The organism is Rhodoferax sp., assembly GCF_018063565.1.
Taxonomy (GTDB): Bacteria; Pseudomonadota; Gammaproteobacteria; order Burkholderiales; family Burkholderiaceae_C; genus Rhodoferax.
The window spans coordinates 1-24405 of record NZ_JAGPBB010000018.1 but is presented as its reverse complement, the minus strand read 5'-3'; the positions used below and the strand labels follow the sequence as shown (position 1 = coordinate 24405).

Annotated in this window: 24 protein-coding genes and 1 pseudogene; 18 read left to right on the top strand and 7 right to left on the bottom strand. The window is 60.7% G+C overall.

Translation table 11 applies throughout. The features are described 5' to 3' along the window. Positions 1 to 168: 168 nt before the first annotated feature. Both ppa and KBF66_RS06395 read left to right on the top strand, forming a co-directional pair. Positions 169 to 705 (top strand): inorganic diphosphatase, encoded by a 537-nt coding sequence (gene ppa / locus KBF66_RS06400; protein WP_296654199.1) that lies wholly within the window; start codon positions 169 to 171, stop codon positions 703 to 705. 127 nt (positions 706 to 832) lie between these two features. After that, on the top strand, positions 833 to 1687 hold the full coding sequence (locus tag KBF66_RS06395; RefSeq protein ID WP_296654197.1) for a fumarylacetoacetate hydrolase family protein: 855 nt from the start codon (positions 833 to 835) through the stop codon (positions 1685 to 1687). Between the two features lie 6 nt (positions 1688 to 1693). On the opposite strand, the gene KBF66_RS06390 is transcribed toward KBF66_RS06395, so the two are convergent. The 4 genes from KBF66_RS06390 to KBF66_RS06375 form a co-directional block, all read right to left on the bottom strand. Beyond that, positions 1694 to 3649 (bottom strand): bifunctional diguanylate cyclase/phosphodiesterase, encoded by a 1956-nt coding sequence (locus KBF66_RS06390; RefSeq protein ID WP_296654192.1) that lies wholly within the window; start codon positions 3647 to 3649, stop codon positions 1694 to 1696. Next, positions 3646 to 4812, bottom strand: coding sequence for a hypothetical protein (locus tag KBF66_RS06385; protein WP_296654189.1), 1167 nt, complete (start codon positions 4810 to 4812; stop codon positions 3646 to 3648). The genes KBF66_RS06390 and KBF66_RS06385 overlap by 4 nt, the downstream gene beginning before the upstream one ends. A 151-nt stretch (positions 4813 to 4963) precedes the next feature. Then, positions 4964 to 5326, bottom strand: coding sequence for a carboxymuconolactone decarboxylase family protein (locus KBF66_RS06380; RefSeq protein ID WP_296654184.1), 363 nt, complete (start codon positions 5324 to 5326; stop codon positions 4964 to 4966). A 28-nt stretch (positions 5327 to 5354) separates the two neighbouring features. Then, complete coding sequence (locus KBF66_RS06375) at positions 5355 to 6080, bottom strand: hypothetical protein (protein WP_296654181.1); 726 nt, start codon at positions 6078 to 6080, stop codon at positions 5355 to 5357. Between the two features lie 313 nt (positions 6081 to 6393). Between KBF66_RS06375 and KBF66_RS06370 the strand changes: the two genes are divergently transcribed. From KBF66_RS06370 to KBF66_RS06345, 6 genes are all read left to right on the top strand, one after another. Further along, positions 6394 to 7059 (top strand): TetR/AcrR family transcriptional regulator, encoded by a 666-nt coding sequence (locus tag KBF66_RS06370; RefSeq protein ID WP_296654177.1) that lies wholly within the window; start codon positions 6394 to 6396, stop codon positions 7057 to 7059. A gap of 115 nt (positions 7060 to 7174) precedes the next feature. Beyond that, positions 7175 to 7753, top strand: coding sequence for a TRAP transporter small permease (locus KBF66_RS06365; RefSeq protein WP_296654174.1), 579 nt, complete (start codon positions 7175 to 7177; stop codon positions 7751 to 7753). 15 nt (positions 7754 to 7768) lie between these two features. Beyond that, a complete protein-coding gene (locus KBF66_RS06360; RefSeq protein WP_296654171.1) occupies positions 7769 to 9049 on the top strand; it encodes a TRAP transporter large permease subunit in 1281 nt (426 codons plus the stop codon). Positions 9050 to 9135: 86 nt separating this feature from the next. Then, the gene (locus KBF66_RS06355; RefSeq protein ID WP_296654169.1) at positions 9136 to 10143 is read left to right on the top strand and encodes a TRAP transporter substrate-binding protein; all 1008 of its coding nucleotides are present in this window, start codon (positions 9136 to 9138) and stop codon (positions 10141 to 10143) included. Positions 10144 to 10246: 103 nt separating this feature from the next. Further along, a complete protein-coding gene (locus tag KBF66_RS06350) occupies positions 10247 to 11080 on the top strand; it encodes a ThiF family adenylyltransferase (protein ID WP_296654166.1) in 834 nt (277 codons plus the stop codon). Between the two features lie 84 nt (positions 11081 to 11164). Then, positions 11165 to 12091: a hydroxymethylglutaryl-CoA lyase gene (locus KBF66_RS06345; RefSeq protein WP_296654163.1), complete on the top strand. Its 927-nt coding sequence runs from the start codon at positions 11165 to 11167 to the stop codon at positions 12089 to 12091. 95 nt (positions 12092 to 12186) lie between these two features. Here KBF66_RS06345 and KBF66_RS06340 read toward each other — a convergent pair whose 3' ends face one another. After that, positions 12187 to 13290 (bottom strand): beta/gamma crystallin-related protein, encoded by a 1104-nt coding sequence (locus KBF66_RS06340; protein ID WP_296654162.1) that lies wholly within the window; start codon positions 13288 to 13290, stop codon positions 12187 to 12189. A gap of 325 nt (positions 13291 to 13615) precedes the next feature. On the opposite strand from KBF66_RS06340, the gene citC reads away from it, so the two are divergent. The 8 genes from citC to KBF66_RS06300 all read left to right on the top strand — a co-directional run bounded on the left by citC (position 13616) and on the right by KBF66_RS06300 (position 20432). After that, complete coding sequence (gene citC / locus KBF66_RS06335; protein ID WP_296654161.1) at positions 13616 to 14704, top strand: [citrate (pro-3S)-lyase] ligase; 1089 nt, start codon at positions 13616 to 13618, stop codon at positions 14702 to 14704. A 167-nt stretch (positions 14705 to 14871) separates the two neighbouring features. Beyond that, a complete protein-coding gene (gene citD / locus KBF66_RS06330) occupies positions 14872 to 15168 on the top strand; it encodes a citrate lyase acyl carrier protein (protein ID WP_296654160.1) in 297 nt (98 codons plus the stop codon). Further along, a complete protein-coding gene (citE, locus tag KBF66_RS06325; protein WP_296654159.1) occupies positions 15165 to 16037 on the top strand; it encodes a citrate (pro-3S)-lyase subunit beta in 873 nt (290 codons plus the stop codon). Before citD ends, citE begins: the two co-directional genes overlap by 4 nt. 20 nt (positions 16038 to 16057) lie before the next feature. Beyond that, on the top strand, positions 16058 to 17596 hold the full coding sequence (gene citF / locus KBF66_RS06320; RefSeq protein WP_296654157.1) for a citrate lyase subunit alpha: 1539 nt from the start codon (positions 16058 to 16060) through the stop codon (positions 17594 to 17596). Between the two features lie 56 nt (positions 17597 to 17652). Beyond that, on the top strand, positions 17653 to 18204 hold the full coding sequence (gene citX / locus KBF66_RS06315) for a citrate lyase holo-[acyl-carrier protein] synthase (RefSeq protein WP_296654154.1): 552 nt from the start codon (positions 17653 to 17655) through the stop codon (positions 18202 to 18204). Next, complete coding sequence (gene citG / locus KBF66_RS06310; protein ID WP_296654151.1) at positions 18176 to 19093, top strand: triphosphoribosyl-dephospho-CoA synthase CitG; 918 nt, start codon at positions 18176 to 18178, stop codon at positions 19091 to 19093. Before citX ends, citG begins: the two co-directional genes overlap by 29 nt. Before the next feature lie 3 nt (positions 19094 to 19096). After that, positions 19097 to 19699, top strand: a complete 603-nt coding sequence (locus tag KBF66_RS06305) for an alpha/beta hydrolase (protein ID WP_296654118.1) — start codon at positions 19097 to 19099, stop codon at positions 19697 to 19699. Further along, a complete protein-coding gene (locus tag KBF66_RS06300; protein ID WP_296654114.1) occupies positions 19689 to 20432 on the top strand; it encodes a sulfite exporter TauE/SafE family protein in 744 nt (247 codons plus the stop codon). The genes KBF66_RS06305 and KBF66_RS06300 overlap by 11 nt, the downstream gene beginning before the upstream one ends. Before the next feature lie 61 nt (positions 20433 to 20493). Here KBF66_RS06300 and KBF66_RS06295 read toward each other — a convergent pair whose 3' ends face one another. Further along, positions 20494 to 21513, bottom strand: a complete 1020-nt coding sequence (locus KBF66_RS06295; RefSeq protein ID WP_296654111.1) for a malate dehydrogenase — start codon at positions 21511 to 21513, stop codon at positions 20494 to 20496. A 165-nt stretch (positions 21514 to 21678) separates the two neighbouring features. On the opposite strand from KBF66_RS06295, the pseudogene KBF66_RS06290 reads away from it, so the two are divergent. Next, positions 21679 to 21965, top strand: a pseudogene (locus tag KBF66_RS06290) (acyl-CoA thioesterase); the annotation flags it as partial. Between the two features lie 12 nt (positions 21966 to 21977). After that, on the top strand, positions 21978 to 22295 hold the full coding sequence (locus KBF66_RS06285) for a YkgJ family cysteine cluster protein (protein ID WP_296654107.1): 318 nt from the start codon (positions 21978 to 21980) through the stop codon (positions 22293 to 22295). Between the two features lie 43 nt (positions 22296 to 22338). On the opposite strand, the gene mfd is transcribed toward KBF66_RS06285, so the two are convergent. Further along, positions 22339 to 24405: transcription-repair coupling factor (gene mfd, locus KBF66_RS06280; RefSeq protein ID WP_296654105.1), on the bottom strand; the 2067-nt coding region annotated here is incomplete at its 5' end.

The following is a 24405-nucleotide window of genomic DNA, read 5'->3' as shown; positions in this document are numbered from 1 at the left end:
CGTTGCTTCCTCGCCGACAGGCTTTGTGATGAGCCCGACAGTGGCAATTGGCCAACGGGGCAGACTTTAACGCCAAAATGGGGCGTTTTGACGCGCGCAAGTGGCAAGTAAGTAAAATCTGGGCTAATCGGGTGCATCCCCGATCCATCCAACCCGTGAGCTTCAATCATGTCCCTTGACAACGTCACCCCTGGCAAGAACGCCCCCGAACAGTTCAACGTGATCATCGAGATTCCGATGAATGCCGACCCGGTCAAGTACGAGGTCGATCACGAAACCCACGCCATCTTTGTGGATCGTTTCATGAGCACGGCCATGCATTACCCGACCAACTACGGGTATGTGCCGCAGACCATCAGTGGTGACGGCGACCCGGTGGACGTGCTGGTGATCACGCCGGTGCCATTGATCCCCGGCGTGGTGGTGACCTGCCGTGCCATTGGTATCCTGAAGATGGAAGACGAAGCCGGTATGGACGGCAAGGTGCTGGCTGTGCCGATTGATAAAATCCTCTCGCTCTACACCCGCTGGCAAAAACCGGAAGACCTGAGCCCGGTGCGCCTGAAGACCATTGCCCACTTCTTTGAGCATTACAAAGACCTCGAAGTCAACAAGTGGGTCAAGATTTTGGGCTGGGAAGGCCCTGAGGCAGCCAAGCAAGAGATCATCGAGGGCATTGCCAATTACCAGAAGGCAGGCCATTGATTTTGAGCGTTTTATGCCGCTAGCCCTTTACTGGTAAGCGCAAGCTGCTCTATTTAGTAAAGCGCCTGCTGACCTGCGTCAGCAGGCGTTGTCGTTTTGAGGTGGTGGTGTTGCTAGGAATTCGACCATGAAACTGCTGCGTTATGGCCCGCCTGGCCAGGAAAAACCGGGGGCACTTGATGCCTGGGGCAATGTGCGCGACTTGAGTGCGCTGATCGAGGACATCGGTGGCGACACGCTGTTGCCGCAGAGTCTGGCCCGCTTGCGCCAACTCGACCTGGAGAGCCTGCCGCGGGTCGATGGCACACCGCAGCGTGATTTGCGCCTCGGGCCATGCGTTGCCAGGGTAGGCAAGTGCATTTGTATCGGCCTGAACTACGCCGACCACGCCGCCGAGTCCGGCATGGCGGTGCCGCCAGAGCCAGTGGTGTTTGGCAAATGGACCAGCGCCATTGGCGGCCCTGACGACGACGTGATGATTCCGCGAGGCTCGACCAAAACCGATTGGGAGGTGGAACTGGCGGTGGTGATCGGGCAGGGTGGGCGTTACATTGCGCAGGCTGATGCCATGGCACATGTGGCGGGCTATTGCGTGATGAATGACGTGTCAGAACGTGACTTTCAGCTCCATCGCAGCGGTACCTGGGACAAGGGCAAGGGTTGTGACAGTTTTGGTCCACTCGGGCCATGGCTGGTCACAGCCGATGAGGTGCCCGACCCGCAGAATCTCGATCTGTGGCTTGAGGTGGATGGAAAGCGCTACCAGAACGGCAGCACTAAAACCATGGTTTATCAGGTGCCGTTCCTGATTCATTACCTGAGCCAGTTCATGAGCCTGCAGCCGGGTGACGTGATTTCTACCGGCACCCCGCCGGGTGTCGGCATGGGACAGAAGCCGCCGGTCTACTTGAAAGCCGGGCAAACCATGCGACTGGGCGTGCAGGGACTGGGTCAACAGACGCAGCGCGTGGTGCAGGGCTGAACCGGATCAGGTGTCAAGACCGGCCGCTCCCGCCAGCGGGACCTTGCGACGGACGAAGGCGACAAATTCGTCGGGCGGCATCGGTTTGGCATAGGTATAGCCTTGGCCCAGATCACAACCATGCTGCTTGAGCCAGGTGGCGGTGTCCGGGTCTTCGATCCCTTCAGCCACCACACTCAACCCGAAGTTGTGCGCCAACGCGATGGTTGAAGACACGATCGCCTGGTCTGCTGCGTTGGACAGCAGTTTGCGCACGAAGGTCTGGTCGATTTTCAGCTCGTCGATGGGCATGCTCTTCAGGTACGACAGCGAGGAATAACCTGTGCCGAAGTCGTCGATGGACAGTCGCAGTCCCGAGTCGTGCAGACTGTGCAGCATGCTCATGGTGCGTTGAGGCGAGTCCATGAAACAGCTCTCGGTGATTTCCAGATTGACATAACGCGGGGGTAGAGCCGTTTCGGTCAGCGCGGCCTGCAATGCATCGGGGAGTTCGGGGTCGAGCAGATTCAACGCCGACAGGTTGATGGAAACGTTGAGTACCAGCCCGTCGCGGTGCCAGCGGGCGCACTCGCGCATCGACTCGGCCAGCACCCACAAGGTCAGCTGGCGGATCAGCCCTGACTCTTCTGCCACCGGAATGAACTCGGCCGGGGAAATGTGCCCTTCCACCGGATCGCGCCAACGCACCAGCGCTTCGGCCCCGATGACATGGCCGGTTCGCAGGTCGATCTGTGGCTGGAAGTGCATGCTGAGCTGGTGTTGCAGCATGGCGTCGCGCAACTTGCCAAACAGCAGGTGGTGGCGGGTGAACAACTGCTCCTGTTGCGCGTCGTAAATCGACCAGCGCTGCGCGTTCTTGCGCGCCTGCAGCAGTGCTTGCTCGGCCTTCTTGAGCAAAGTGGGCGGATCCTGGCCGTGCTCGGGGCAGACCGCCAGGCCAAGCGTGAGTTCGATATACAGCGAAAGGCCCGACTCGTGCACGGGAATGTGCTGGCGTGCCAGAAAGCGCGCCAGTGCCGCGGCGTCCACATGCGTGGTGTTGGTGCGGTAGGTCATGGTGAACTCGTCGCGCCGGACTCGCGCCAGCACCCCGTGGCCGGCCATGATCTGACTGAGCTGCGCGGCGACCTGCTTGATCACGCTGTCGGCGCCAGCCGATCCCAGGACGTTGTCAAATTCCATCAGACGCTCCAGCCGCAGGGTGCACACCACCAGCCCCTGATCCAGAGCCTGTGCTTGAGCGACCTCTGGCGGTAGCAGGTCAAGCAAATGGACGCGATTGGGTAGCCCCGTGGTGTCGTCGTGCGTTGCGAGGTATTGCAGGCGCGTCAATAGTTTCTGTGCTTCGGCGGTACGTGTGGCCACGCGCTGGGTTAGTTTGTCTTCAAACCGGCTGCGAAGCAGATTGAAGTTGGCCGCCAGCAGGGTGTAGAAAGCCAGCGACAACAGGTAGTGGAGGACGGTGTCGGGTGGGTAATGGTAGGCGAACGGCAACCGGTGACCGCCCAGACCGAAGTACACCGCCGCAAGAAGTACAAAGGCCGAGCCATACCACCAGCCCTGCTTTTGCCCCTTGAGGAAAAAAGCCACAAATGGCGCGGTGTAAGTCCAGTACAGGCCTGTGCCTTCGATGCCGCCAAACACAATCAAACCCGACAGAATCACCAGCGCCGCCGCCAGCATCAGGCCCTCGGCCAGGTCCACCCAACGCGGCTGGCGCGCCAGGCGGGTAGCCGGCACCAGCAAAAAAATCACCGCTGCCAGCTCGACTTGCCCCAGCCCGGCCATCCCCGGCGTGAGCATGTTGAAAACCGAAAAGGTGCTGCCAACGCATATACCGATCCAGCCGGTGATGCTCACCTGCCGCTGACGCTCGTCAGTTTCCATACGGCTATGCAAATGCAAGCCCAGAACCTCGTCCAGATGACGCAGCAAACGCTGGCGCAGCGCGAGTTGGCTCATGGCACTGGCAGCGCCGTCTGCGCCAGACTCTCAGCATCCTCCCAGACACGCTCCAGGGCACCCTTGGGCAGCAGGTCGTGAAAGTCGTCTGGCGTGATGGTGATGCGCTCAAGCACCTTGAAACGGGTGTTGAAAGGCACCAGCGGGTGCAGCGCGTGGGCCAGCGGTTTCAGCTCCAGTGCACCGAGTACCCCACGCAGGCAGTAATACACCAGCTCGGCGCAGCTGAAACGGTTAAATTCTGTGGTGTCGCTGCAATCAAAATCATAGGCCTCGCCGATTTTTTCGAGGGCTGAAGTGCGTGCGGCCTGCACCACCTGTGCGCGTGTGACCGCGCCCCCGGCCTGCAGTTGCAGCAGCAACGCCGTCACCAGCGGGTCGGAAACGCTGGGTGGTTTGGTGTGCGCACGCGCGGAGCGCAGGTCGGCCAGCGCACCAGGCGCCAGCGTCAGTTCGGCCTTGACGCGCAGCACGGTCAGGTAGTCGCAGCGCAAGAAAGTCAGAATGTCCTCGGTGTGCACGCCTTTGGCCATTGAGTGGACCACCATTTGCGGGCCGGGTGAGAAATAGCCGGTATCCCGTTGAAACCCGGCTGGCACCAGTGCCCGGTCTGCCTCCGTCAGCTCACCCACATAGAGTGCCGCATGGGTGAACCAGCCGGGACGAAAACCGTGCTGCGAGGTCACCGATGAGCGGCGAATGAAGGCCCCGTCCACATACCCCTCATAGCCGCGCAACAAAATGTCGCCCGGTTGCAACACATTCAGAATGGCACGGGTGTTGGCACCCGAAATGCGGTAACCCCGAGGGTTCTCGACAAGATAGCTTGACGGCCAGAAGAGTTTGACCGCCGCCGCCCCTCCGGTGTTGTTGAATTTTTTGAGCGTCCCGAACCAAGACAGGAAGGCGCTTTGGCCGGGGTTGGGGTCGTTGGGAGTTTTTTCTCTGTAGACAAACAGCACGGCGTAGGCGGCTGCCAGCAGGTAAAGTGCCATTGCCACAAAGGCACCGCGAAACAGCCACGGCTCACGCGCCGGATCACCCAGCCATAGCGCCCCCAGCGCACCAAGAAGCGCCAGCGGGAACAACCAGCACCACAGTGAATAGGTCAGGTACGCACTGCGCACCAGACCGAGTAAAACCGGCCAGACCAACTTCATCATGCCCCCCATCACAGACAGGTTGCAAGACTAACTCAAAAACCCTCCGCTGTGCAGCCTGTGCCGGCTCTAGACGGGTTGACAGGCGCCCGGACCTCGCAAACCGCGCTTGGTGTCGGAGCCTTGGCGAGCGCTGACGTGGGTTGGGGCCGGGTCAGGCGCCAGGCGACGGGGCAGGCTCCATCGCCTCCCAGGCCGCAATGGCCTCTGCCGCTTCCATCAGCCCGGGGCCACCAGCCATGTAAACACACAGGGCAAGCACCTCATCGAGCTCGGCACGGGTACCACCCAGTCGGCGCAGCGCCTTGACGTGAAACGCGATACAGCCAGAGCAATGCTGGGTAATGCCGATGGCCAAAGCGATCATTTCCTTGTGTTTGGCACTGACAGCGCCCTCAGCCATGGCGGCTTTGGACATCTGACCAAAGCCTGTCATCACTTCGGATTGCGATTTGCGAAACGGTGCCAGGTTCTCGTTGATGCTTTTCATCAAACCCACGGCGTCATACGAACTCATGAAAACTCCTTGTTCCAACCAAGACAGATCAGCCAAACTTGGCAAACAGTTTGCTGTAGGGACCTTTCAGTTTGCTCACGGCGTCTTTGACGGCCGCCAGGTCCTGGTTCAGCAAGGCAGCGTCCAGCGCCGCGACCGATTTGTTGACCGCGTCGACCAGACTGGTGAACTCCGGGTTCTGCGAGTGACTGGCCGGTGCCTGGGTTGTCAGGCGCTTGGCCAGGTAGCTCAGGGCACCGGCCTGGCCGGTGAGCAGCAGCATCCCTTTGGGTTGGGCCAAGGTGTTGTTGCCATCCACAATGATGTGTTCCATCACGGCGTGGTAGGCATTCATGTGGTCGCTGAACACCACCACATTGTTGCGCTGGCGCATATCGGCCATGATTTCGCGGGCGTCTTCCAGCGTGTTGTGCGCGCCTTTAAGGTCATTGGCGGCGATCTCTGTCATCGCCTTGGCGTAAACCTGCGACACCGCAGACACCGACTTGCCGAACGCAGCGTCGCGGTCGTAAGGTGCAGACGGCTTGCCACCCACTTGCGCGTTGAGCTTTTCCCACGCCTGCTGCGCCTGGGTGAGTGCCTGCTGCGCCTCAGCCTGCGACGTGCCATTGGTCTTGTACAAGGCCATGCGATAGGGGCCATTGGCCGCTTGCATGGCGTCGGTCACCGGATCGGCGGCCTGGGCCAGGCTGGTGCCGGCCAGCGCAATGGCCAGACAGGTGAGTTTGATCATTTTGGGGAAAGGGTGGGTCATGATGCTTGTTCCTTGGGTTGTTGGGTTGAGTGTGACTTTGTCAGGTAAAGCGTGCATGGTGCAAAGTGTCGGTATTGTAAAGATCAGTTCGGACTGATATCTTGAGTCGGAAACCTGTAGGGGTCACAACTTCAATGATTAAAAATAGCTGGAAACGCAATAGGATATTGGGCTGGAAGTGTGTCTTATTGATAAATCAGCACAAATGTCGCGCCGCCCGACACCCGCGATGTTATTCACATGCTCCGCGTGCCATTGGTTTGAGCGCCACAGGGTCTTGTCACGCGCACAGGTCCACTCCTATACTCCAAGAATGAACGAACCAGTACATTTGAGTGGGGCGAGCGCTGGCAAGACGCCTACACGCACCAATGACCCGGCACGCACCATGGCCGGTATTTTGGAAGTAGCCACCAAGGAGTTTGCGGAAAAAGGCTTGAGCGGTGCCCGCATTGATGCCATTGCCGATGCCACGCGCACCAGCAAGCGCATGATTTACTACTATTACGGTAGCAAAGAGGGTCTGTACGTGGCGGTGCTTGAGGACTCTTACCGTCGTATGCGGGCGATTGAGGCCGAGCTGCATCTGGAAAACCTGGCGCCCGAGGCGGCGTTGCGCCGTCTGGTCGAGTTCACGTTCGATCACCATAGCGGCAACGAAGACTTTATTCGGCTGGTGATGAATGAGAACATAGAACGCGGGGCCTATCTGGCACAAAGCAAAGGTATTCAGGAGCTCAACGTCCCTGCCATTGCGGCCATTCAGGAGCTGTATGACCGGGGTGTGGCGCAGGGCGTGTTTCGCCCCGGATTGGACGCCACCGACATCCATGCGTCGATTTCCGCGTTGACTTTTTTTACGGTGTCCAATCAGCACACCTTTGGCCTGATCTTCAAAGACGCACCCAACCGCGGTGCAGCGGTTGCGACCCGACGGGCCAACATCACCGAGATGGTGGTGCGCTTCGTGCTCGCCTGATTTCCTCCCGGTTTCCCAGCCTTCGCAGATAGATTTTGCAAACCTAGGGTAAACACTAATTTTTCTAAAACTAACCAGTTAGTACATTAGCAATACAAGACATCTGGAGACAAAAATGATTCATAAACTCATCGCTCGCTACTGCCAGCTGCTGACCCTGATCACTGTGGTCTGCCTGTTTCTCATGGTCATCATGGTGTTTGGCAATGTGGTGATGCGTTACGCCTTCAATTCAGGCATCACCGTGTCTGAGGAACTTTCCCGCTGGTTGTTTTTGTGGCTGATCTTTCTAGGTGCCAGCGTTGCGGTGCACGAACAAGCCCACATGGGCAGCGACATGGTGATGGAAAAATTGCCACCCAAGCTGCAACGCATTGGTGCCGTCATCGGCCAATTGTTGATGTTGTGGGCTACCGTGTTGATTCTCAAAGGCAGCTGGGCACAGACCGCGATCAATTGGGAGGTGCAGGCACCGGTCACCGAGTATTCGATGGCCTGGGTGTACAGCACCGGGGTGGTGTTTTCCGTGGGCACCGGAATCATGCTGCTCAGCGACCTTTGGTTCACGTTGCGTGGCGAGATGACGCCCACCCAAATCCGCAAGGCACACCAGGCCGCCGAGCAGGCCGAGCGCGAGCGCCTCTCGACCGAGGCGGCCCAGGCCGACATCCGCAACGCGGCTGCCACCAAATAACCCGGAACACCCAACATGACGATCCTGATATTTCTCTCGGCGCTTATCGGCGCGGTGGCGCTGGGCATTCCAATCGCCTACTCGCTGTTGCTCTCGGGCGTGGCCCTGATGGTGCACCTGGGCAACTTTGACGCACAAATACTGGCGCAAAACGTGCTCGAAGGTGCCAACAGCTTCCCGCTGCTGGCCGTGCCGTTCTTTATGCTGGCCGGTGAAATCATGAACGCCGGTGGTTTGTCGCGCCGCATTGTGGACCTGGCCATTGCCCTGGTCGGCCATGTGCGCGGTGGCTTGGGTTACGTGACCATCGTCGCCGCCTGTCTGATGGCATCACTCTCAGGTTCTGCGGTGGCCGACACCGCAGCGCTGACCGCCTTGCTGCTGCCGATGATGGTGCGTGCCGGCCACCAGAAGGCACGCTCGGGTGGCCTGATCGCCTCGGCCGGCATCATCGCCCCGATTATTCCGCCGTCGATTCCGTTCGTGGTGTTTGGTGTGACCGCCAACGTGTCGATTGGCAAGCTGTTCATGGCCGGTATCGTGCCGGGGATCATGATGGGTACCGCCTGTGCCATCGCCTGGTGGATCACCGCCCGTTCTGAGGCCGTGGTGACACCGCCCCGCGCCAGCCGAGCCGATGTGTTCAAGGCGCTGCGTGAGTCGTCGTGGGCACTTGTGCTGCCATTTATCGTGCTGGTTGGGTTGAAATTTGGCGTGTTCACACCCACTGAAGCCGCCGTGGTGGCTGCCGTGTACGCGTTCTTTGTCGCAACCGTGGTTTATCGTGAATTGAACTTCAAGCGCTTGTACGAGGTGTTTGCGGCATCGTCCAAAACCACCGCCATCATCATGTTCATGGTGGCTGCTGCGTCGGTGAGCGCCTGGCTGATTGCGGTGGCTGACCTGCCGGGGCAGCTGATTGCCATTCTGGAACCCTTCATGCAAAGCCCAACCACTCTGCTGCTGATCCTGATGGCGGTCTTGCTGATGGTCGGCATGGTGATGGACCTGACGCCCACCATTCTGATTCTGGCCCCGGTGATGGTACCGGTGGTCAAGGCGGCTGGCATTGACCCGGTGTACTTTGGCGTGCTGTTTGTGCTCAACGGCGTGATTGGTCTGGTCACACCGCCCGTGGGCACCGTGCTCAACGTGGTGGCAGGTGTTGGCCACATGAAGATGGACCAGGTGGCGCGCGGGGTCATCCCGTTCCTGATTGCCGACGTGATTGTGCTGGCACTGCTGGTGGCGTTCCCCTCGATTGTGTTGGTGCCACTGAAGTTCTTCTACAGCTGATTTTTCTCGGGTTGAGGTGGTGCTGGGCACGCCGCCGCTTCAACCCTTTTATCGGCGTCCCGATTGCAACGTAGATGGAGACTTATATGAAACGCTTGATCCTCAAATCCCTCGTCGCCGCTGTCGCTTTGGCTGCCGTTGGCATGGCTGTCGCGCAAGACATCAAAGAACACAGCTTCAAGTTCGCCACCAATGGTGCGGGTGCCCATCCGTCTGTGGCGGGCATGACGAAATTTGCCGAACTCCTGGCGGCCAAGTCCGGCGGCAAGATGCAAGTCAAATTGTTTACCGGCGGCATTTTGGGCAGCGACCAGGCCAATGTGTCGGCCATTCAGGGTGGCACGCTCGACATGGCGGTCATGAACACCGGTATTCTGGCCAGCGTGGCCAAGGAAATGGCTATTTTTGACTTCCCGTTCCTGTTTGCCAATGAAAAGGAATCTGACGCCCTGGTAGATGGCCCGGTGGGCAAACGCCTGCATGAAAAACTCAACGAAAAAGGCCTGATCGGCCTGTCGTATTGGGAACTGGGCTACCGGCACATTACCAACAGCAAGCGCGCCATCACCAAAGTGGAAGACGCTGAAGGCCTGAAGCTGCGCGTGATTCCGAACCCGATCAATGTGGCCTGGGTGAAAGCTCTGGGTGCCAACCCGACACCGCTGCCTTTCCCCGAGGTGTACGCCGCGCTGGAGCAAAAAGCCATTGACGGCCAGGAAAACCCGGTGTCGGTGATTGCCACCAGCAAGTTTTATGAAGTGCAGAAGTTCATGACGCTGACCAATCACCAGTACAACCCGCAATCGGTGATCTTCAGCAAAAAGGTCTGGGACAGCCTGACACCTGCCGAGAAGAAGATCATTGACGACTCCGCCGACGAGGCCACCAAATTCCAGCGCCAGCAGGCTCGCGCCGCCGTGGCCGTCAACATGGACGTGCTGAAAAAAGGCGGCATGACGGTCAGCGAGTTCTCGCCAGCCGAAGTGGCCAAGCTGCGTGACAAGATGAAACCGGTGATTGCCCAGTTCAGCGCCAGCGTGGGTGAAGCAACCGTGAATGAAGTTCAGGCCGAGCTGGCCAAGCTGCGCAAGTAAACCGCAGTCAGTGAGACCGGCACGGGCGTGCCGGTCTTACCTAAAAATTATAGCGTATACCGCTTTATCCATAAGGGCTGGAGCCTGATTCCAGTTATAAATCATGCGCATCGACGGCAACACCGAAATCATCGCCCACATTGGCTACCCCACCTATGCTTTTCGGGCGCCGCTGATCTACAACCCCTGGTTTGCCAGAGTGGGCATCAACGCCATCGTGGTGCCGATGTCGTGCCAGTCTGAACCCTACCCGCGCTTTCTGCGCTCGGTGTTCCATTTGGGCAATATCCGTGGTGCGCTGATCACCATGCCACACAAGGTCACCACCGTGGGCATGCTCGACGATATTCTGCCCACCGCGCAGATCGCCGGCAGTTGCAATGCCGTGCGTCGCCTGCCCGATGGTCGTCTGCAGGGTGACATGTTTGACGGCGAAGGTTTTGTGCGCGGCCTCAAACGCAAGGGCTTTGACCCCAAAGGCCGACGCGCTTTGGTGGTGGGTGCCGGTGGCGTGGGCTGCGCCATTGCCGCGTCACTGGCCGCCGCCGGGGTGCTGGAAATGGACCTGTTTGACATGAACGACGCCTCGGCCAAAGCCTTGGCCTCACGTCTGATGCAGCATTATCCGAACATGACGCTCCACACCGGCTCCAATGACCCGGCCGGGTACGAATTGCTGGTGAACGCGACCCCGCTGGGGATGAAAGATGGTGACCCGCTACCGGTGAACATGGACCGGGTCGACGCCAGTACCTTTGTGGGTGAAGTGGTGATGAAAACCGACATGACGGCATATTTGAAAGCCGCGCAAGCCAAGGGTTGTCGCATCCAGATGGGGGCTGACATGTTGTACGAGCAGATTCCGGCGTATCTGGAGTATTTTGGTTACCCGGTGCCCACCCCCGATGAACTGCGTGCTGCAGCCGAAGCATCCTGAATCACTGTTTCATCCAGAAAATCAGCCTCTAGCCCAAGCAGCTTAGGCGCTGATAGCTCCTATTTTCTAACCACTTACAACACCATGACAACCCCAGTGCCCGATATCCTGATTTCTGAAGTCGGCCCGCGCGACGGCCTGCAATCGGTCAAGGCCACCATGCCCACGGCTGACAAGTTCAAGTGGATTGACGCGCTGGTGGCCGCGGGCTTGCGCGAGATCGAGGTGGGCTCATTTGTGCCCGCCAAACTGTTGCCGCAAATGGCCGACTGCGCCGAGGTGGTCAAACATGCCTTGCAGTACCCGGGTTTGACCGTGATGGCGCTGGTGCCCAACCTCAAGGGGGCTGAAGGTGCGCTCAAGTCTGGCGTGCACAAGCTCACCATTCCCTGCAGCGCTAGCGAGGCGCATTCGCTGGCCAATGTGCGCAAAAGTCGCAAAGACATGGTGGAAGAAGTGCGCGCCATCGTCAGACTGCGCGACGAGATTGCCCCAGGCGTGAAGATCGAGGCGGGCTTGTCCACAGCCTTTGGCTGCACCATTCAGGGCATCGTGACCGATGCGGACGTGGTCTGGATGGCGGAGCAGGTCATTGAAGCCGGGGCCGATGAAGCCGGTTTGTCAGACACGACCGGCATGGCCAACCCGGCGCAGGTGCGCCGTCTGTTCAACCTGGTGCGCGCCGCCATTGGCAGCAAAACCGGCGCCGCGCACTTGCACAACACGCGCGGCCTGGGACTGGCCAACTGCCTGGCCGCTTATGACGTGGGCGTGCGCACGTTTGACTCGTCGCTGGGTGGCCTGGGTGGCTGCCCTTACGCGCCGGGGGCGTCGGGCAATGTGGTCACCGAAGATCTGGTCTTCATGTTTGAGGCCATGGGCATCTCAACCGGCGTGGACATTGAAAAACTCATCACTGCACGCGAACCCATGCAAGCCGGGCTGCCGGGCGAGCCCATCTACGGCATGACACCGCTGGCGGGTCTGCCCAAGGGGTGGGCGCAAGCCTGACAGGCAACGAAAAAGCGCATGCACCACACCCCGGCGATGCCGCCCGCGGCTGCATGGCTGCGGCGCAGCGCCCAGGCCTGGCAAGGCACCAGCGTTCAGGTACGCGGCTCACCTTGCGCGTTGACGGTGATCGTCGCACCTGGCGCGGCGGTCATTTGCACCTGGTGCTCTTGCCCACGGAAACGGTAGGTGACGTCCCAGAACAGGGGTTTGGCGTTGCTGGGTACCTCCCGGCAGCGTTGAACCTGCTGCGTCGTGGTTGACGGTGTACTGTTGTTGCGCCCGACATTGGCGCCAATGGCCGCGCCCGCCACAGCGCCACCCACAGTGGCCAGGTCTTTGCCGGCACCACCGCCCACCTGGTGGCCCAGAATACCACCCAGCAGCGCACCGGCGATGGCACCCGGCACGTTGGATTGGCGCGCGTCGGTGGCCACCTGCTCACGTTCAATCCAGCAACGCTGCTCCGGTGGGCCAAGCACGGCATGCGCGGCGATCACATCCGCCTCAAACAGGCGCTCATCGGCGCGGCGATCAAATGCGGCGTCACCGGCAACCCACTGGGGTGGCGGCGGATCGGTTTGCGTGGCAGCAGCCACGATGCGAATCGACGAAATCCGGTTGTTCAGCCCCATGGCGGCAAGCGTTGGATAACGGCCGGCCCGCAACAGCACACATTGCCCGCGAAACCTGGCGTCCTCGCAGACTTGCCATTGCCCGGCCTGCACGTCGACGGACGAGGCGCGGTCATTGAAGCTGTCGCGCTGGAAGTTCACTATGGCGGCTTCGGCCACATAAGCCTTGCCGCCATAGTTGGCTCGCTCGTACAGGGTGATGCGGGCAACATCGGGCACCGGGGCATAGCGGAAATCGCTGATGCGTGCCGTGCGACTGATGGCACGCGCTGATGACACCGGATCGTTCAAGGCCATGGCTGACAACGACGGATAGCGCCCGGCGCGCAACACCACACAGCGTCCGCCAAAACGGCGGATTTCACAGACTTCCCAGCGTTCACCCAACACGACGGCGGAAGACGCGCGGCCGTTGAAGCCAAAGCGCTGCAGGTCGTTGACGCTCTTTTGGGACACAAAAGACGCACCTCGAAAATCTTCCTGCTCAAAAAAAGTGACTTCTGCCAAGGCAGGCACCGCCAGCGCTACGCCTGCCAGTGCCAAGAGGTTTCGGATGGTTGACATCATGCAATTGCTCCAGTTCGACGCCGCTGTGCCCACTGGCCAGACCGGATCGCAGGACGCCACTGTGGCCCGCCGGGCTGCCCGGGTCTGTGCGCTTGCGAACCGAGCGGTCGTTGCTGCCTGGAGTCAGATGGCCAGCCTTGTCTTGACACAAAATGAACCATTCGGTACATTTTGGAGTTCATGTATCTCTGCCGAGCATCGAACCTGACAAGTACCTGTCGATCGGGGTTTCCCGTCTCCCGTTTAACGGCTGACAGGGTGTTGTCGCGCCTGGTCGACAGGTGTTTGCTGCGTTTGTGGTGAGCCCTGGAATCCTCCGATCTTGATCCAGGACTGCTACTCCGAATACGCCACGTTCACCAGCGGTGGGTTGGAGTGGGCGATCGAAAACTTGTCGGACAGCCCCAAGCTACAGCCCGAACTGGCGGCTTTTCTGCAAAGCTGCGACCTGGAGCTCGATGCCAATATTGCCGACTTTGTGACGGTACGCGCCGGCAAACGGTTGGTGGCCTGCGCCGGTATGGGTGAAAACGTCATCAAATGCGTGGCGGTGTCGTCCGAGTTGCGCGGGCAAAACATCACCTTGCGACTGATCTCGGATGTCACCAACCTGGCGGCCGACATGGGGCGCTACCAGTTGTTTTTGTACACCAAGCCGGACAACGTCGACACCTTTGCCAGTTGCGGTTTTTACCCGCTGGTGGAGATGCCGGGGGTGATTGCGCTGATGGAAAACTCGCCGGTGGGCCTGTCGCGCTATTGCAAAGGTCTGGCCGAGGCGCACCAAAGCGGCGGCAAGATCGGCTGCATCGTGATGAACGCCAACCCCTTCACCTTTGGCCACTTGTATCTGGCGCAGACGGCGGTCGAGCAGTGTGACTGGCTGCATGTGTTTGTGGTGGGCGAGAACTCGTCACTGATCACCTACGAAGACCGCTACGCGCTGGTTCGCGACGGCCTCAAACACCTGCCGCGAACCACGGTGCACCCGGGCTCGATCTACATGATCTCCAAGGCCACCTTCCCCAGCTACTTCCTGAAAGACCGGGGCATTGTGGACCAATGCCATACCGCGCTCGATCTGATCATCTTTCGCGAGCATGTGGCGCCTGCCTTGGGCATTACCCACCGCTTTGTCGGCACCGAGCCGTTTTGCCCGGTGACGCGCAAGTACAACGAAGACATGCAGCGCTGGCTGGTGCATGAGCCGTCCAAAGCACCGGCAGTGACGGTTGTCGAGCTCGAGCGCAAACAGCAGTCTGCGCGCGCCATTTCCGCTTCGGAGGTGCGGCGTTGCCTGCGCGCCGACGACTTTGAACACATGGCGCAGCTGGTGCCGCAAGCCACCATCGACCTTCTGCGCGCCAAGTACTATGACCCCGGTGCGCGGGTGGCGACAGGGACCGGCTGAGATGCAAGCGCCTTGCCCATTCGTCCGCAAAATTTGGGGTCAGAGCCGTCTTTGCTTCGCTACGCGGATCCGTCCCAAATTTTGCTGCGTCGTATTGATGCATGGCATCCAGCAAGGGTTGATCAACAAATCTGGCTTTAGCGCTTATCAATAAAGGATAGTTTGCTATGAAGATTATGAAAGAAGCGGTGGCGGGCACGCTTGAATCGAGCGATCTGCTGGTCAAGGTGGCACCCGGCACGCCCAACCGGCTGGACATACACATCCGCAGCGAGGTGATTCGCCAGTTTGGCGGGCACATTCGCAGCGTGATTGACGACACGCTGGCCAAACTCGACGTGACCGAGGGCGACATCACCGTTGAAGACAAGGGTGCACTGGACTGCGCCATTCGCGCCCGCCTGCAGACTGCGCTACTGCGTGCTGCAGGCAGCCCCACGATTGACTGGGAGAAACTGGCATGAAGCTGCGAAGAAGCATGTTGTTCATGCCAGGTGCCCACGCGGGCATGCTCAGCACGGCGTTTGTTTTCAAACCTGACTCGATCATGTTTGACCTTGAAGACGCGGTCACCCTGCGCGAGAAAGACGCGGCGCGGCTGTTGGTGTTTCATGCGCTGCAGCATCCGTTGTACCGCGAGATCGAAACCGTGGTGCGCATCAACCCGCTCGACACCCCGTTTGGCCTGGATGACCTGGAGGCGGCAGTGCGTGGCGGCGTGCAGATTGTGCGGCTGCCCAAAACCAATACCGCTGCCGACGTGCAGCAGCTGGTGGCTGAGATCGAGCGCATCGAGCACTCTTGTGGCCGCGCCGTGGGTTCGACCCAGGTGATGGCGGCGGTCGAGTCGGCCTCTGGCGTGGTCAACGCGGTGGCCATTGCCACGGCCAGCCCGCGCATGATGGGCATTGCCTTGGCCGGCTTTGACTATGTGATGGACATGCAGACCGAGCGCGGTGACGGCACCGAACTGTTTTACGCGCGCTGCGCCGTGCTGCACGCCGCCCGTGTGGCCAGGATCGACGCATTTGACGTGGTGTTTCCCGATGTCAATGACGAAGCCGGCTTTTTGAAGGAGGTGGACCTGATCCGCCGGCTGGGCTTTAACGGCAAGTCACTGATCAACCCGCGCCAGATCGAGTTGCTGCACAACGCCTACGCGCCCACCGAGGAAGAGGTGGACCACGCGCAGCGCGTGGTGGCGGCTGCCGACAAAGCCGACCGCGAAGGGCTGGGCGTGATTGCGCTTAACGGCAAGATGATCGACGCCCCAATAGTCAACCACGCCCGGCGGGTGATCGCCAGCGCATTGGCTTCGGGCGTGCGGCAATGAATACGCAACAGGCGCACACCATGAACACAGAACTGAGCCCGCAGCAGCTGCAGGAGCTGCAATCCAACCACGCCCTGCAAGGCTTGCAGCCGTTTGCCGGGGCGCACGCCCACACGCCGTACCTGGGCAACCTGCAGCAAAAATACACGCGCAAGATCGTGGACACCGTGCAAGAGGCGGTGCAACGCGTGGGCCTGAAAGACGGCATGACCATCTCGTTCCACCACGGCTACCGTGAGGGCGACCGCTGCATCAACTCGGTGGTGCAAATACTCGCCGACATGGGCTTCAAGAACCTCACGCTGGCTCCGTCGTCGCTGATGGCGTGCAACACGCCACTGATTGCACACATCCAGTCGGGCGTGATCCGGCGCATTTACACCTCGGGCATGCGCGGCAAGCTGGCCGAGGCGATCTCCAACGGCCTGATGGCCGAGCCCGTGCACATTCATTCGCACGGCGGGCGTGCGCACCTGATCCAGACCGGAGAAATTGCCATCGACGTGGCGTTTTTGGGCGTGTCGGCGTGTGACGAACTGGGTAACGCCAACGGCGTCAATGGCCGCTCGCGCTGCGGCTCGCTCGGTTACGCCATGGTCGATGCACACTTTGCCCGCAACGTGATCATGCTGACCGAAGAATTGGTGCCGTTTCCCAACACGCCGGTGAGCATTTCACAGGATCAGGTCGATTACATCGTCAAGGTGAAAGAGGTGGGTGACCCGAGCAAGATCAGTGTTGGCGCGGCGCGCGCCACCAGCGACCCGCGCGAGCTGCTGATTGCGCGCCATGCAGCTGACGTGATCGAGCATTCGGGCTATTTTGTCGATGGGTTTTCGGTGCAGACCGGCTCGGGGGCGTCATCCACCGCCGCCACCCGCTTCATGGAGCACCGCATGCGCAAGAAGGGCATCACCGCCGCGTTTGCGCTGGGTGGCATCAGCGGTGGCATTGTCGATCTGCACAAAAAAGGCTTGATTGGCAAGCTGATCGACACCCAGAGTTTTGATGCCGATGCCACCGAGTCGCTGCGCACCTCGCCCACGCACTTTGAGGTGTCCACCAATGAATACGCCAACCCAAGTTCCAAAGGCACGTTTTGCGACCGCGTTGATGTGGTGATCTTGAGCGCGCTGGAAATTGATGTGGATTTCAACGTCAACGTGCTGACCGGCTCGGACGGCGTGATGCGCGGTGCCTCGGGCGGGCACAGCGACGTGGCGGCGGCTGCCAATCTGGCGATTGTGGTCGGCCCGCTGATTCGCAGCCGCATCCCCACGGTGGTGAAGCACGTCACCACCGTGGTCACACCGGGTGAATGTATTGGTGTGCTGGTGACCGACCACGGTATTGCCGTCAACCCGAACCGTCCTGAAGTGGCGCAGCGCCTGCGCGAGGCTGGTCTGCCGGTGATGCCGATCGAGCAACTGTATGCGCGCGCGCTGGAGATCAGCGGCGCGCCCGCGCCGATTGACTTCCTCGACAAGGTGGTCGGAGTGGTGCGCTACCGCGACGGTACGGTGATTGATCTGGTGCGCCAGATCAAGCCGCTGGATTGACCATAATCTCACCCCGGTTGCCGACCCGACCACACCCACCCGAGGAGTTCAGATTGATGATGACGCGTTCGTTTGAAGCCAGCGGCGACCCGATCAGCCTGGCGCAAATGCTGGACCGGCGCGAGGGGCGTTTTGCCACCCAACAAACGCTGCTCAACCGTTTTGGCCGCACACTGGCACAACTTACTTTGGTGAATCCTGGCCCGGTCAAAGATACGCCGCAGGCGCGTTTTGTGTTTGACCAGGGCCTGGGGGCCTTGCAAGATGCCTTGAACCATGCCGGCTTGGCCGTGTTGGCCTATGAAGGCAGCTACTTTGCAACCGGCCCTGAAATATTGATGGTCGTTGATGCGGAGCCCTTGTCAGTCAAGCGCACTTTGCTTCAATTGGAAGAGCATCATCCGCTCGGCCGGTTGTGGGATGTGGATGTGATTGACCCAACCGGGGTCAGTGTGTCGCGGCAGCGGCTGGAGCTGCCGGCGCGCCTGTGCCTGCTGTGTGACCAGGCGGCACACGCCTGTGCCCGCAGTGGTGCGCACGCGCTGCATGATTTGCAGCGCGCCGTGGAGGACAAAATCCATGCCTACCGCAGTAGCCTGGCGTGCTAGCGCACCCGCGCCTCAGGTGGGCGATTTGGGCGTGTCCCTGGTGCGTCTGGCCCACGCTGCGTTGCTGCGCGAGTTGCGTCTGACTCCGAAGCCAGGGTTGGTGGACCGCGCCAACTCAGGTGCGCATCACGACATGGATCTGCCCATGTTCCGCGCCAGCGCGGCGGCCATCGCACCCTGGCTGGCGGTTTTTTTTCAGCGTGGCGTGGCGCACAACCAGCTCGCACCCAGCGCTTTTCTGGCCACCCTGCGCGCTGACGGACTGGCCTGCGAGCGCGCCATGTTGCGTGCCACCCAGGGTGTCAACACCCACAAAGGCAGCATCTTTGCCTTTGGCCTGCTGTGTGCGGCAGGCGGGCGATTGGCCGGACGCGGCGATGTTCCGGACCGGGAATCCATCTGCGCCGAGGTGGCTGCTTTGTGCAGCGGGCTGGTCAGCCGCGAGCTGTGTCGGGCCAACAACAGCCAAACTGCCGGTGAGCGGCTGTATGCACAACATGGCCTGACCGGCGCGCGCGGCGAAGCGCAGAGCGGTTTCGCCACAGCCCGCAGTGTCGGCGTGCCACCCTACCAGCTGGCGTTGGCGCTCGGACTGGGTGAGGAGCGTGCCTTGCTGGAGGCGCTGCTGCACCTGATGGCGCGCAACCCGGACACCAATCTGGTCGCCCGCGGCGGCTTGGCCGGGCTGGCTTTGGTACAAAACCACGCCCGCCACCTGCTGCTGGGTCCCTTGCCGACCACCGCCGTCCGCAAGCGTCAGCTGCAGGCGTTTGACCAGCTGCTGATCCAGCACCATTTCAGCCCCGGCGGCAGTGCCGATCTGCTGGCGGTGAGCTGGTTTCTGGCCCATCTGGACCAGGGCCTCGACTTGTCCCAGGACGCGTTTTAAGTCATGCACGACCGCACCCAACTCCAGTGCCAGAACGCGCTGCGCGGGGCTGCGCAGCGCTATGACCTGGTGCTGGTGCCGGGGCGCTTCAACAGCGGGCCAGAACACTGGCAATCCATCTGGCAGCAAACCCTGCCGATCTGGCAGCGCGTTGAGCAGCGCCACTGGAACGACCCCGACACGCACCGTCTCAATGGTTCATTGCGCCGCTTGCTGGCCGGCTGCAAGCGCCCGGCTCTGCTGGTGGGACACAGCCTGGGGGCCTTGTCATCGGTGTGTCTGGCGGCAGAGCTGCCACAGAAAGTGGCCGGCGTGATGCTGGTCGCCCCGGCCGAGCCGGCCAGATTTCATGCCGAAGACGACGTGCACTGCGCCAGTTTGGGCGTGCCGGGCTTGCTGGTGGCCAGCCACACCGACCCTTTCATGAGCTTTGCCCGCGCTGAGCACTGGGCCGCGCTGTGGCGCTGTGAGCTGATTGATCTGGGTGAGGCCGGTCACATCAACGTTGATTCGGGCTTTGGCTCCTGGCATTACGGACTGGAGCTGCTGTGCCGACTGGTCGCGCGGATGGATGCCGGTGATCCTGGGATGGACCATGGTGCATGACAGTTTTTTCTGGCTCGCGGCGCTGGCGGCCTTGCTGGTCGGTCTGTCCAAGGGCGGGTTACCGGCGGTGGGGATGCTGGCGGTGCCGATCTTGTCAATGGTCATGTCGCCCGTCAAGGCGGCTGTGCTGCTCTTGCCGATCTACGTGATCTCGGACCTGGCTGGCATCTGGCTGTACCGGCGCGACTACAGTGCCGCCAATTTGCGTATCCTGATTCCAGCGGGCATTGTCGGCGTGGTGGTGGGCTGGCTGACGGCCTCGCTGGTGTCTGAGCGCGCCATCACCTTGATGATCGGCGGCATGGGCATCGGGTTTTGTCTCAACATCTGGCTGCGCAAAGCCTCCAACGCGCCGGCCCAACCGGTACAGGCGCTCAAAGGGTGGTTCTGGGGGACGCTGGCCGGGTTCACCAGCTTTATCTCGCATGCCGGGGGGCCACCGTTCCAGATTTACCTGTTGCCACAGAAATTGCCCAAGGTCCAGTTTGCCGGCACCGCCACGCTGCTGTTTGCGGTCATCAATGCCGCCAAGATTCTGCCGTACCAGCTCTTGCAACCCTATGCGGCGCCAACGCTGTGGCGTGCTGCGGCACTGGTACCGTTTGCGCTGGGCGGTGCTGTGCTGGGCGCCTGGCTGACACGCCGGATCTCCGACGTCTGGTTCTACCGCGTGGTACAGATCAGCCTGTTTGCGGTGTCATTAAAACTGGTGGCCGACGCGCTGACGGGTTAGGGTCTGAACGGTCGCCTTGTGATAGATAAAGGGTAGCAACTTGCGCCGTATCAGCAGGCGCTCAAGGCAAATGAACCTGGGCAAAAAGATCGGGTAACAGCGGTTGAACGACGGCAATTTCCGACTCGATCTCGCGCACATTGGCGTCGATGCGGCTGCGGGCAAAGTCATCCACGCTCAAGTCGCTGACGATGTGATAACGACCGGCTTCGCATACCACCGGAAAGCCAAACACCAAACCCGACGGCACACCGTACGCACCGTCCGATACCACACCCATGGTCGTCCATTCACCCTGGGTGCCCAGCCACCAGTCGCGCATCTGGTCGATGGTGGCGTTGGCGGCTGATGCTTCGGCAAACACGCCGCGGGCCAAACGCACCGCCTGACCACGCTGGTCCACACTGTTTAAAAAGGTGTCCTGGTCCCAGGAAATGTCGCCAATCAGCGCGGTGACGCTGTCGCCGTGGGCGCTGACAAAACGGTCATCGGGGTAAACCTCAGGAGAGTGGTTGCCCCAAAGTGCAAGGTGCCGAAGACTGGCGACCGGACGGCCGGTTTTTTGTGCCAACTGCGCCAGGGCGCGGTTGTGGTCCAGGCGCAGCAGGGCGGTAAAGTTCTGTGGCGCCATCCGGCCAAATCTGGTGGCCGCGTGCATGGCCACATAGGCATTGGTATTGCAGGGGTTGCCCACGACCAGGACCTTGCAGTCAGGGTGGGCATGCTGGCCAATCACCGCACCCTGCACCCAGAAAATCCTGGCGTTGTCGGCCAGCACGTCCAGGCGTTCCATACCCGAACTGCGCGAGCGCGCGCTCACCAGCAGGGCAATCCGGGCGTTGGTGAACGCCACCACCGGGTCGTCGGTGGCCACCATGCGCCTCAGCAAGGGAAAGGCGCAGTCCTGCAGTTCCATCAGGACCCCCTGCATCGCCTGTTTGGCGCGCGGCAGGTCAAACAACACCAGATCAATGGGTTGATCCAGACCGAACATGTCACCACGGCACATGCGAAACAGCAAGGCATAAGCGACCCGACCGGCAGCGCCGGTGACGGTCACGCGAATCGGGTCTTTTTTCATCCGATCAGTTTACCCCCGTGTGCTGGAGCGCTTTTTTCTGGCCAAAGCGCTTGCGCTGACCGGTATGATAATTAACCATTCGGTACATGGGTTCTTTGTACCAGCGGCGCAGGCCTTGAGCTTGTCCATTCAGGAGTTCGATTCATGGATTTACCCATTCTTGCCGGGGAACTGGTCACTGTTCTGGCCTCGGTCAACCATACCGGCACTTCATCGATGGAGATCGGCATCAAGGTGATTGCAGAGAACATCCAGAACCCTGTCGTGCGCCATGTCAACAGCTGCTTCTTCACCCTGGTGGCTGTGGATGACGAGCGAAGGCCCGCGTTAGTCGCGCCCCGCTGGCACCTGTTATGCCTGGCGCGCTTCGCCGCCACGCGGCCGCCATCGTGCGCAAGGACATGTGCCGGGAGATGGAGCAGCGCTTTACCGCGACACGCAGCACTGCATAGCAGCTCGCCGTCATGACGCAATGCACCAGTTGCGGCGCCTGTTGCGCCAGCTTTCGGGTCGATTTCTCACGCGATGAGCTCGACGAGATGGGTGGCCAGGTCCCGGTCGGGCTGAGCGTGGATGTCACGGCCAGTATGTGCCGGATGCGTGGCACCGACCATCGGCCGGCGCGCTGTGCTGCGCTGACCGGAAAGATCGGCGACACCGTGGCTTGCGGGATTTACCCTTGGCGTCCATCGCCGTGCCATGAATTTGCCGAGGCTGGCGATGCCTGCCAACGGGCCCGGCTGCGTCACGGTTTGCCGGTACTGAGCCCATCCGGGCCGTGATGCGGCAAGTCAGGGTGAGACGCGTCGTTGCCGATGCGCCGGACTAAACGACTTGTGGTTGCCCCAGATTTTTCAGCACGTCGCGCACCATCTGCGCCCGGTCTTGTGCCAAGGGCAGGGCGCGTTCAATGCGCAGCTTTTCGTTGCCCGCCAGCTTGATGTGCTTGTTTTTCTGGATCAGTGCGATGATCTTCATCGCATCAATCGGCGGATTGGGCTTGAAAGTGATGGTGATCACGCCGGGTGCGGCATCCACCTTGGTCACTCCGTAGGGCTGGCTCAGCACCCGCAGGCGATGCACGTCGATCAGCGTTTGCGCCTGCGACGGCAGTTTGCCAAAGCGGTCGATGATCTCTTCCATCAAGGCATCAATCTGGTTGGCGGTTTTTGCGGTGGCGAGTTTTTTGTAAAAGCTCAGGCGCAGGTGCACATCGCCACAAAAATCATCGGGCAACAGCGCTGGGGCGTGCAGGTTGATGTCGGTGGTGACGTTGAGCGGGCTCAGCAAATCCGGCTCTTTGCCCGCTTTGAGGCAGCGCACGGCCTCGGCCAACATCTCGTTGTAGAGCTGAAAGCCCACTTCGAGCATGTTGCCGCTTTGGCTCTCGCCCAGCACCTCGCCGGCACCACGAATCTCCAGGTCGTGCATGGCCAGATAAAAACCGCTGCCGAGTTCCTCCATGGCCTGGATCGCGTCCAGCCGCAGCGTGGCCTGCTTGGTCAGCCCTTCCAGATCCGGCACCATCAGGTAGGCATAAGCCTGGTGGTGGCTGCGACCCACGCGGCCGCGCAACTGGTGCAACTGCGCCAGGCCAAACTTGTCGGCGCGGCTCATCACAATGGTGTTGGCTGTTGGTACGTCAATGCCGGTCTCGATGATGGTCGAGCACAACAGCACATTGCTGCGCTGGGCCACAAAGTCGCGCATCACAGATTCGAGCTGCCGTTCAGGCATTTGGCCGTGGGCGACGGCGATGCGTGCTTCGGGCAACAGCTCTTCGAGTTTTGCGCGGCGGTTCTCAATGGTCTCAACCTCGTTGTGCAAAAAGTAGACCTGCCCGCCGCGCTTGAGTTCGCGCAACACCGCTTCGCGGATCACGCCGTTGCCCTCGGTGCGCACAAAGGTCTTGATCGCTAACCGGCGCTGTGGCGCAGTCGCAATGACACTCAAATCTCGCAATCCTTCCAGCGCCATGCCCAGCGTACGCGGAATCGGCGTGGCGGTGAGTGTCAGCACGTCAACCTCGGCGCGCAGCGCCTTCATCTGCTCTTTGTGGCGCACGCCAAAGCGGTGTTCCTCGTCGATGATGAGGAGCCCCAGGTCCTTGAACTTGGTCGATTCACTGAGCAGCTTGTGCGTGCCCACCACAATGTCGATCGTGCCGTCGCTCACGCCCTTGAGTGCAGCGGTGATTTCCTTGCCCGAGCGAAAGCGGCTCATCTCGGCCACTTTCACCGGCCATTTGGCAAACCGGTCCACCAGCGTCTGGTAGTGCTGCTCGGCCAGCAGCGTGGTCGGCGCCAGAAACGCCACCTGTTTGCCGCCTGTGATGGCAATAAACGCGGCACGCAGGGCCACTTCGGTCTTGCCAAAACCCACATCGCCACAAACCAGCCGGTCCATCGGGCGCGGGCTGATCATGTCCTGGATCACCGCGTGGATGGCGGCTTTCTGGTCGGCGGTTTCCTCAAAGCCAAAGTCGTTGGCAAAGGTTTCGTAGTCGTTAGGGCTGTACCTGAAGGCATGGCCCTGGCGCGCGGCGCGGCGGGCATAAATGTTGAGCAACTCGGCGGCGCTGTCGCGCACCTGTTCAGCGGCCTTGCGTTTGGCTTTTTCCCACTGGCCGCTGCCGAGTTTGTGCAGCGGTGCTTCATCCGGGCTGACGCCGGTGTAACGACTGATCAGTTGAAGCTGGCTCACCGGCACATACAGCGTGGCTTTGTCGGCGTATTCCAGGTGCAAAAACTCCTGGATTTCCGGCTCGCCATTGGGCAGCTTGTTACCCAGGTCGAGGTTGATCAGCCCGCGATAACGGCCAATGCCATGGGCGCTGTGCACCACCGGGTCACCCACTTTAAGCTCACTCAGGTCCTTGATCAGCGCCTCAAC

Excerpts from the sequence above, each read along its gene's own strand:
- ppa (WP_296654199.1), top strand. The coding sequence starts at position 169 with ATGTCCCTTGACAACGTCACCCCTGGCAAGAACGCCCCCGAACAGTTC.
- KBF66_RS06395 (WP_296654197.1), top strand. The coding sequence starts at position 833 with ATGAAACTGCTGCGTTATGGCCCGCCTGGCCAGGAAAAACCGGGGGCA.
- KBF66_RS06390 (WP_296654192.1), bottom strand. The coding sequence starts at position 3,649 with ATGAGCCAACTCGCGCTGCGCCAGCGTTTGCTGCGTCATCTGGACGAG.
- KBF66_RS06385 (WP_296654189.1), bottom strand. The coding sequence starts at position 4,812 with ATGATGAAGTTGGTCTGGCCGGTTTTACTCGGTCTGGTGCGCAGTGCG.
- KBF66_RS06380 (WP_296654184.1), bottom strand. The coding sequence starts at position 5,326 with ATGAGTTCGTATGACGCCGTGGGTTTGATGAAAAGCATCAACGAGAAC.
- KBF66_RS06375 (WP_296654181.1), bottom strand. The coding sequence starts at position 6,080 with ATGACCCACCCTTTCCCCAAAATGATCAAACTCACCTGTCTGGCCATT.
- KBF66_RS06370 (WP_296654177.1), top strand. The coding sequence starts at position 6,394 with ATGAACGAACCAGTACATTTGAGTGGGGCGAGCGCTGGCAAGACGCCT.
- KBF66_RS06365 (WP_296654174.1), top strand. The coding sequence starts at position 7,175 with ATGATTCATAAACTCATCGCTCGCTACTGCCAGCTGCTGACCCTGATC.
- KBF66_RS06360 (WP_296654171.1), top strand. The coding sequence starts at position 7,769 with ATGACGATCCTGATATTTCTCTCGGCGCTTATCGGCGCGGTGGCGCTG.
- KBF66_RS06355 (WP_296654169.1), top strand. The coding sequence starts at position 9,136 with ATGAAACGCTTGATCCTCAAATCCCTCGTCGCCGCTGTCGCTTTGGCT.
- KBF66_RS06350 (WP_296654166.1), top strand. The coding sequence starts at position 10,247 with ATGCGCATCGACGGCAACACCGAAATCATCGCCCACATTGGCTACCCC.
- KBF66_RS06345 (WP_296654163.1), top strand. The coding sequence starts at position 11,165 with ATGACAACCCCAGTGCCCGATATCCTGATTTCTGAAGTCGGCCCGCGC.
- KBF66_RS06340 (WP_296654162.1), bottom strand. The coding sequence starts at position 13,290 with ATGTCAACCATCCGAAACCTCTTGGCACTGGCAGGCGTAGCGCTGGCG.
- citD (WP_296654160.1), top strand. The coding sequence starts at position 14,872 with ATGAAGATTATGAAAGAAGCGGTGGCGGGCACGCTTGAATCGAGCGAT.
- citE (WP_296654159.1), top strand. The coding sequence starts at position 15,165 with ATGAAGCTGCGAAGAAGCATGTTGTTCATGCCAGGTGCCCACGCGGGC.
- citF (WP_296654157.1), top strand. The coding sequence starts at position 16,058 with ATGAACACAGAACTGAGCCCGCAGCAGCTGCAGGAGCTGCAATCCAAC.
- citX (WP_296654154.1), top strand. The coding sequence starts at position 17,653 with ATGATGACGCGTTCGTTTGAAGCCAGCGGCGACCCGATCAGCCTGGCG.
- citG (WP_296654151.1), top strand. The coding sequence starts at position 18,176 with ATGCCTACCGCAGTAGCCTGGCGTGCTAGCGCACCCGCGCCTCAGGTG.
- KBF66_RS06305 (WP_296654118.1), top strand. The coding sequence starts at position 19,097 with ATGCACGACCGCACCCAACTCCAGTGCCAGAACGCGCTGCGCGGGGCT.
- KBF66_RS06300 (WP_296654114.1), top strand. The coding sequence starts at position 19,689 with ATGGTGCATGACAGTTTTTTCTGGCTCGCGGCGCTGGCGGCCTTGCTG.
- KBF66_RS06295 (WP_296654111.1), bottom strand. The coding sequence starts at position 21,513 with ATGAAAAAAGACCCGATTCGCGTGACCGTCACCGGCGCTGCCGGTCGG.
- KBF66_RS06285 (WP_296654107.1), top strand. The coding sequence starts at position 21,978 with ATGACGCAATGCACCAGTTGCGGCGCCTGTTGCGCCAGCTTTCGGGTC.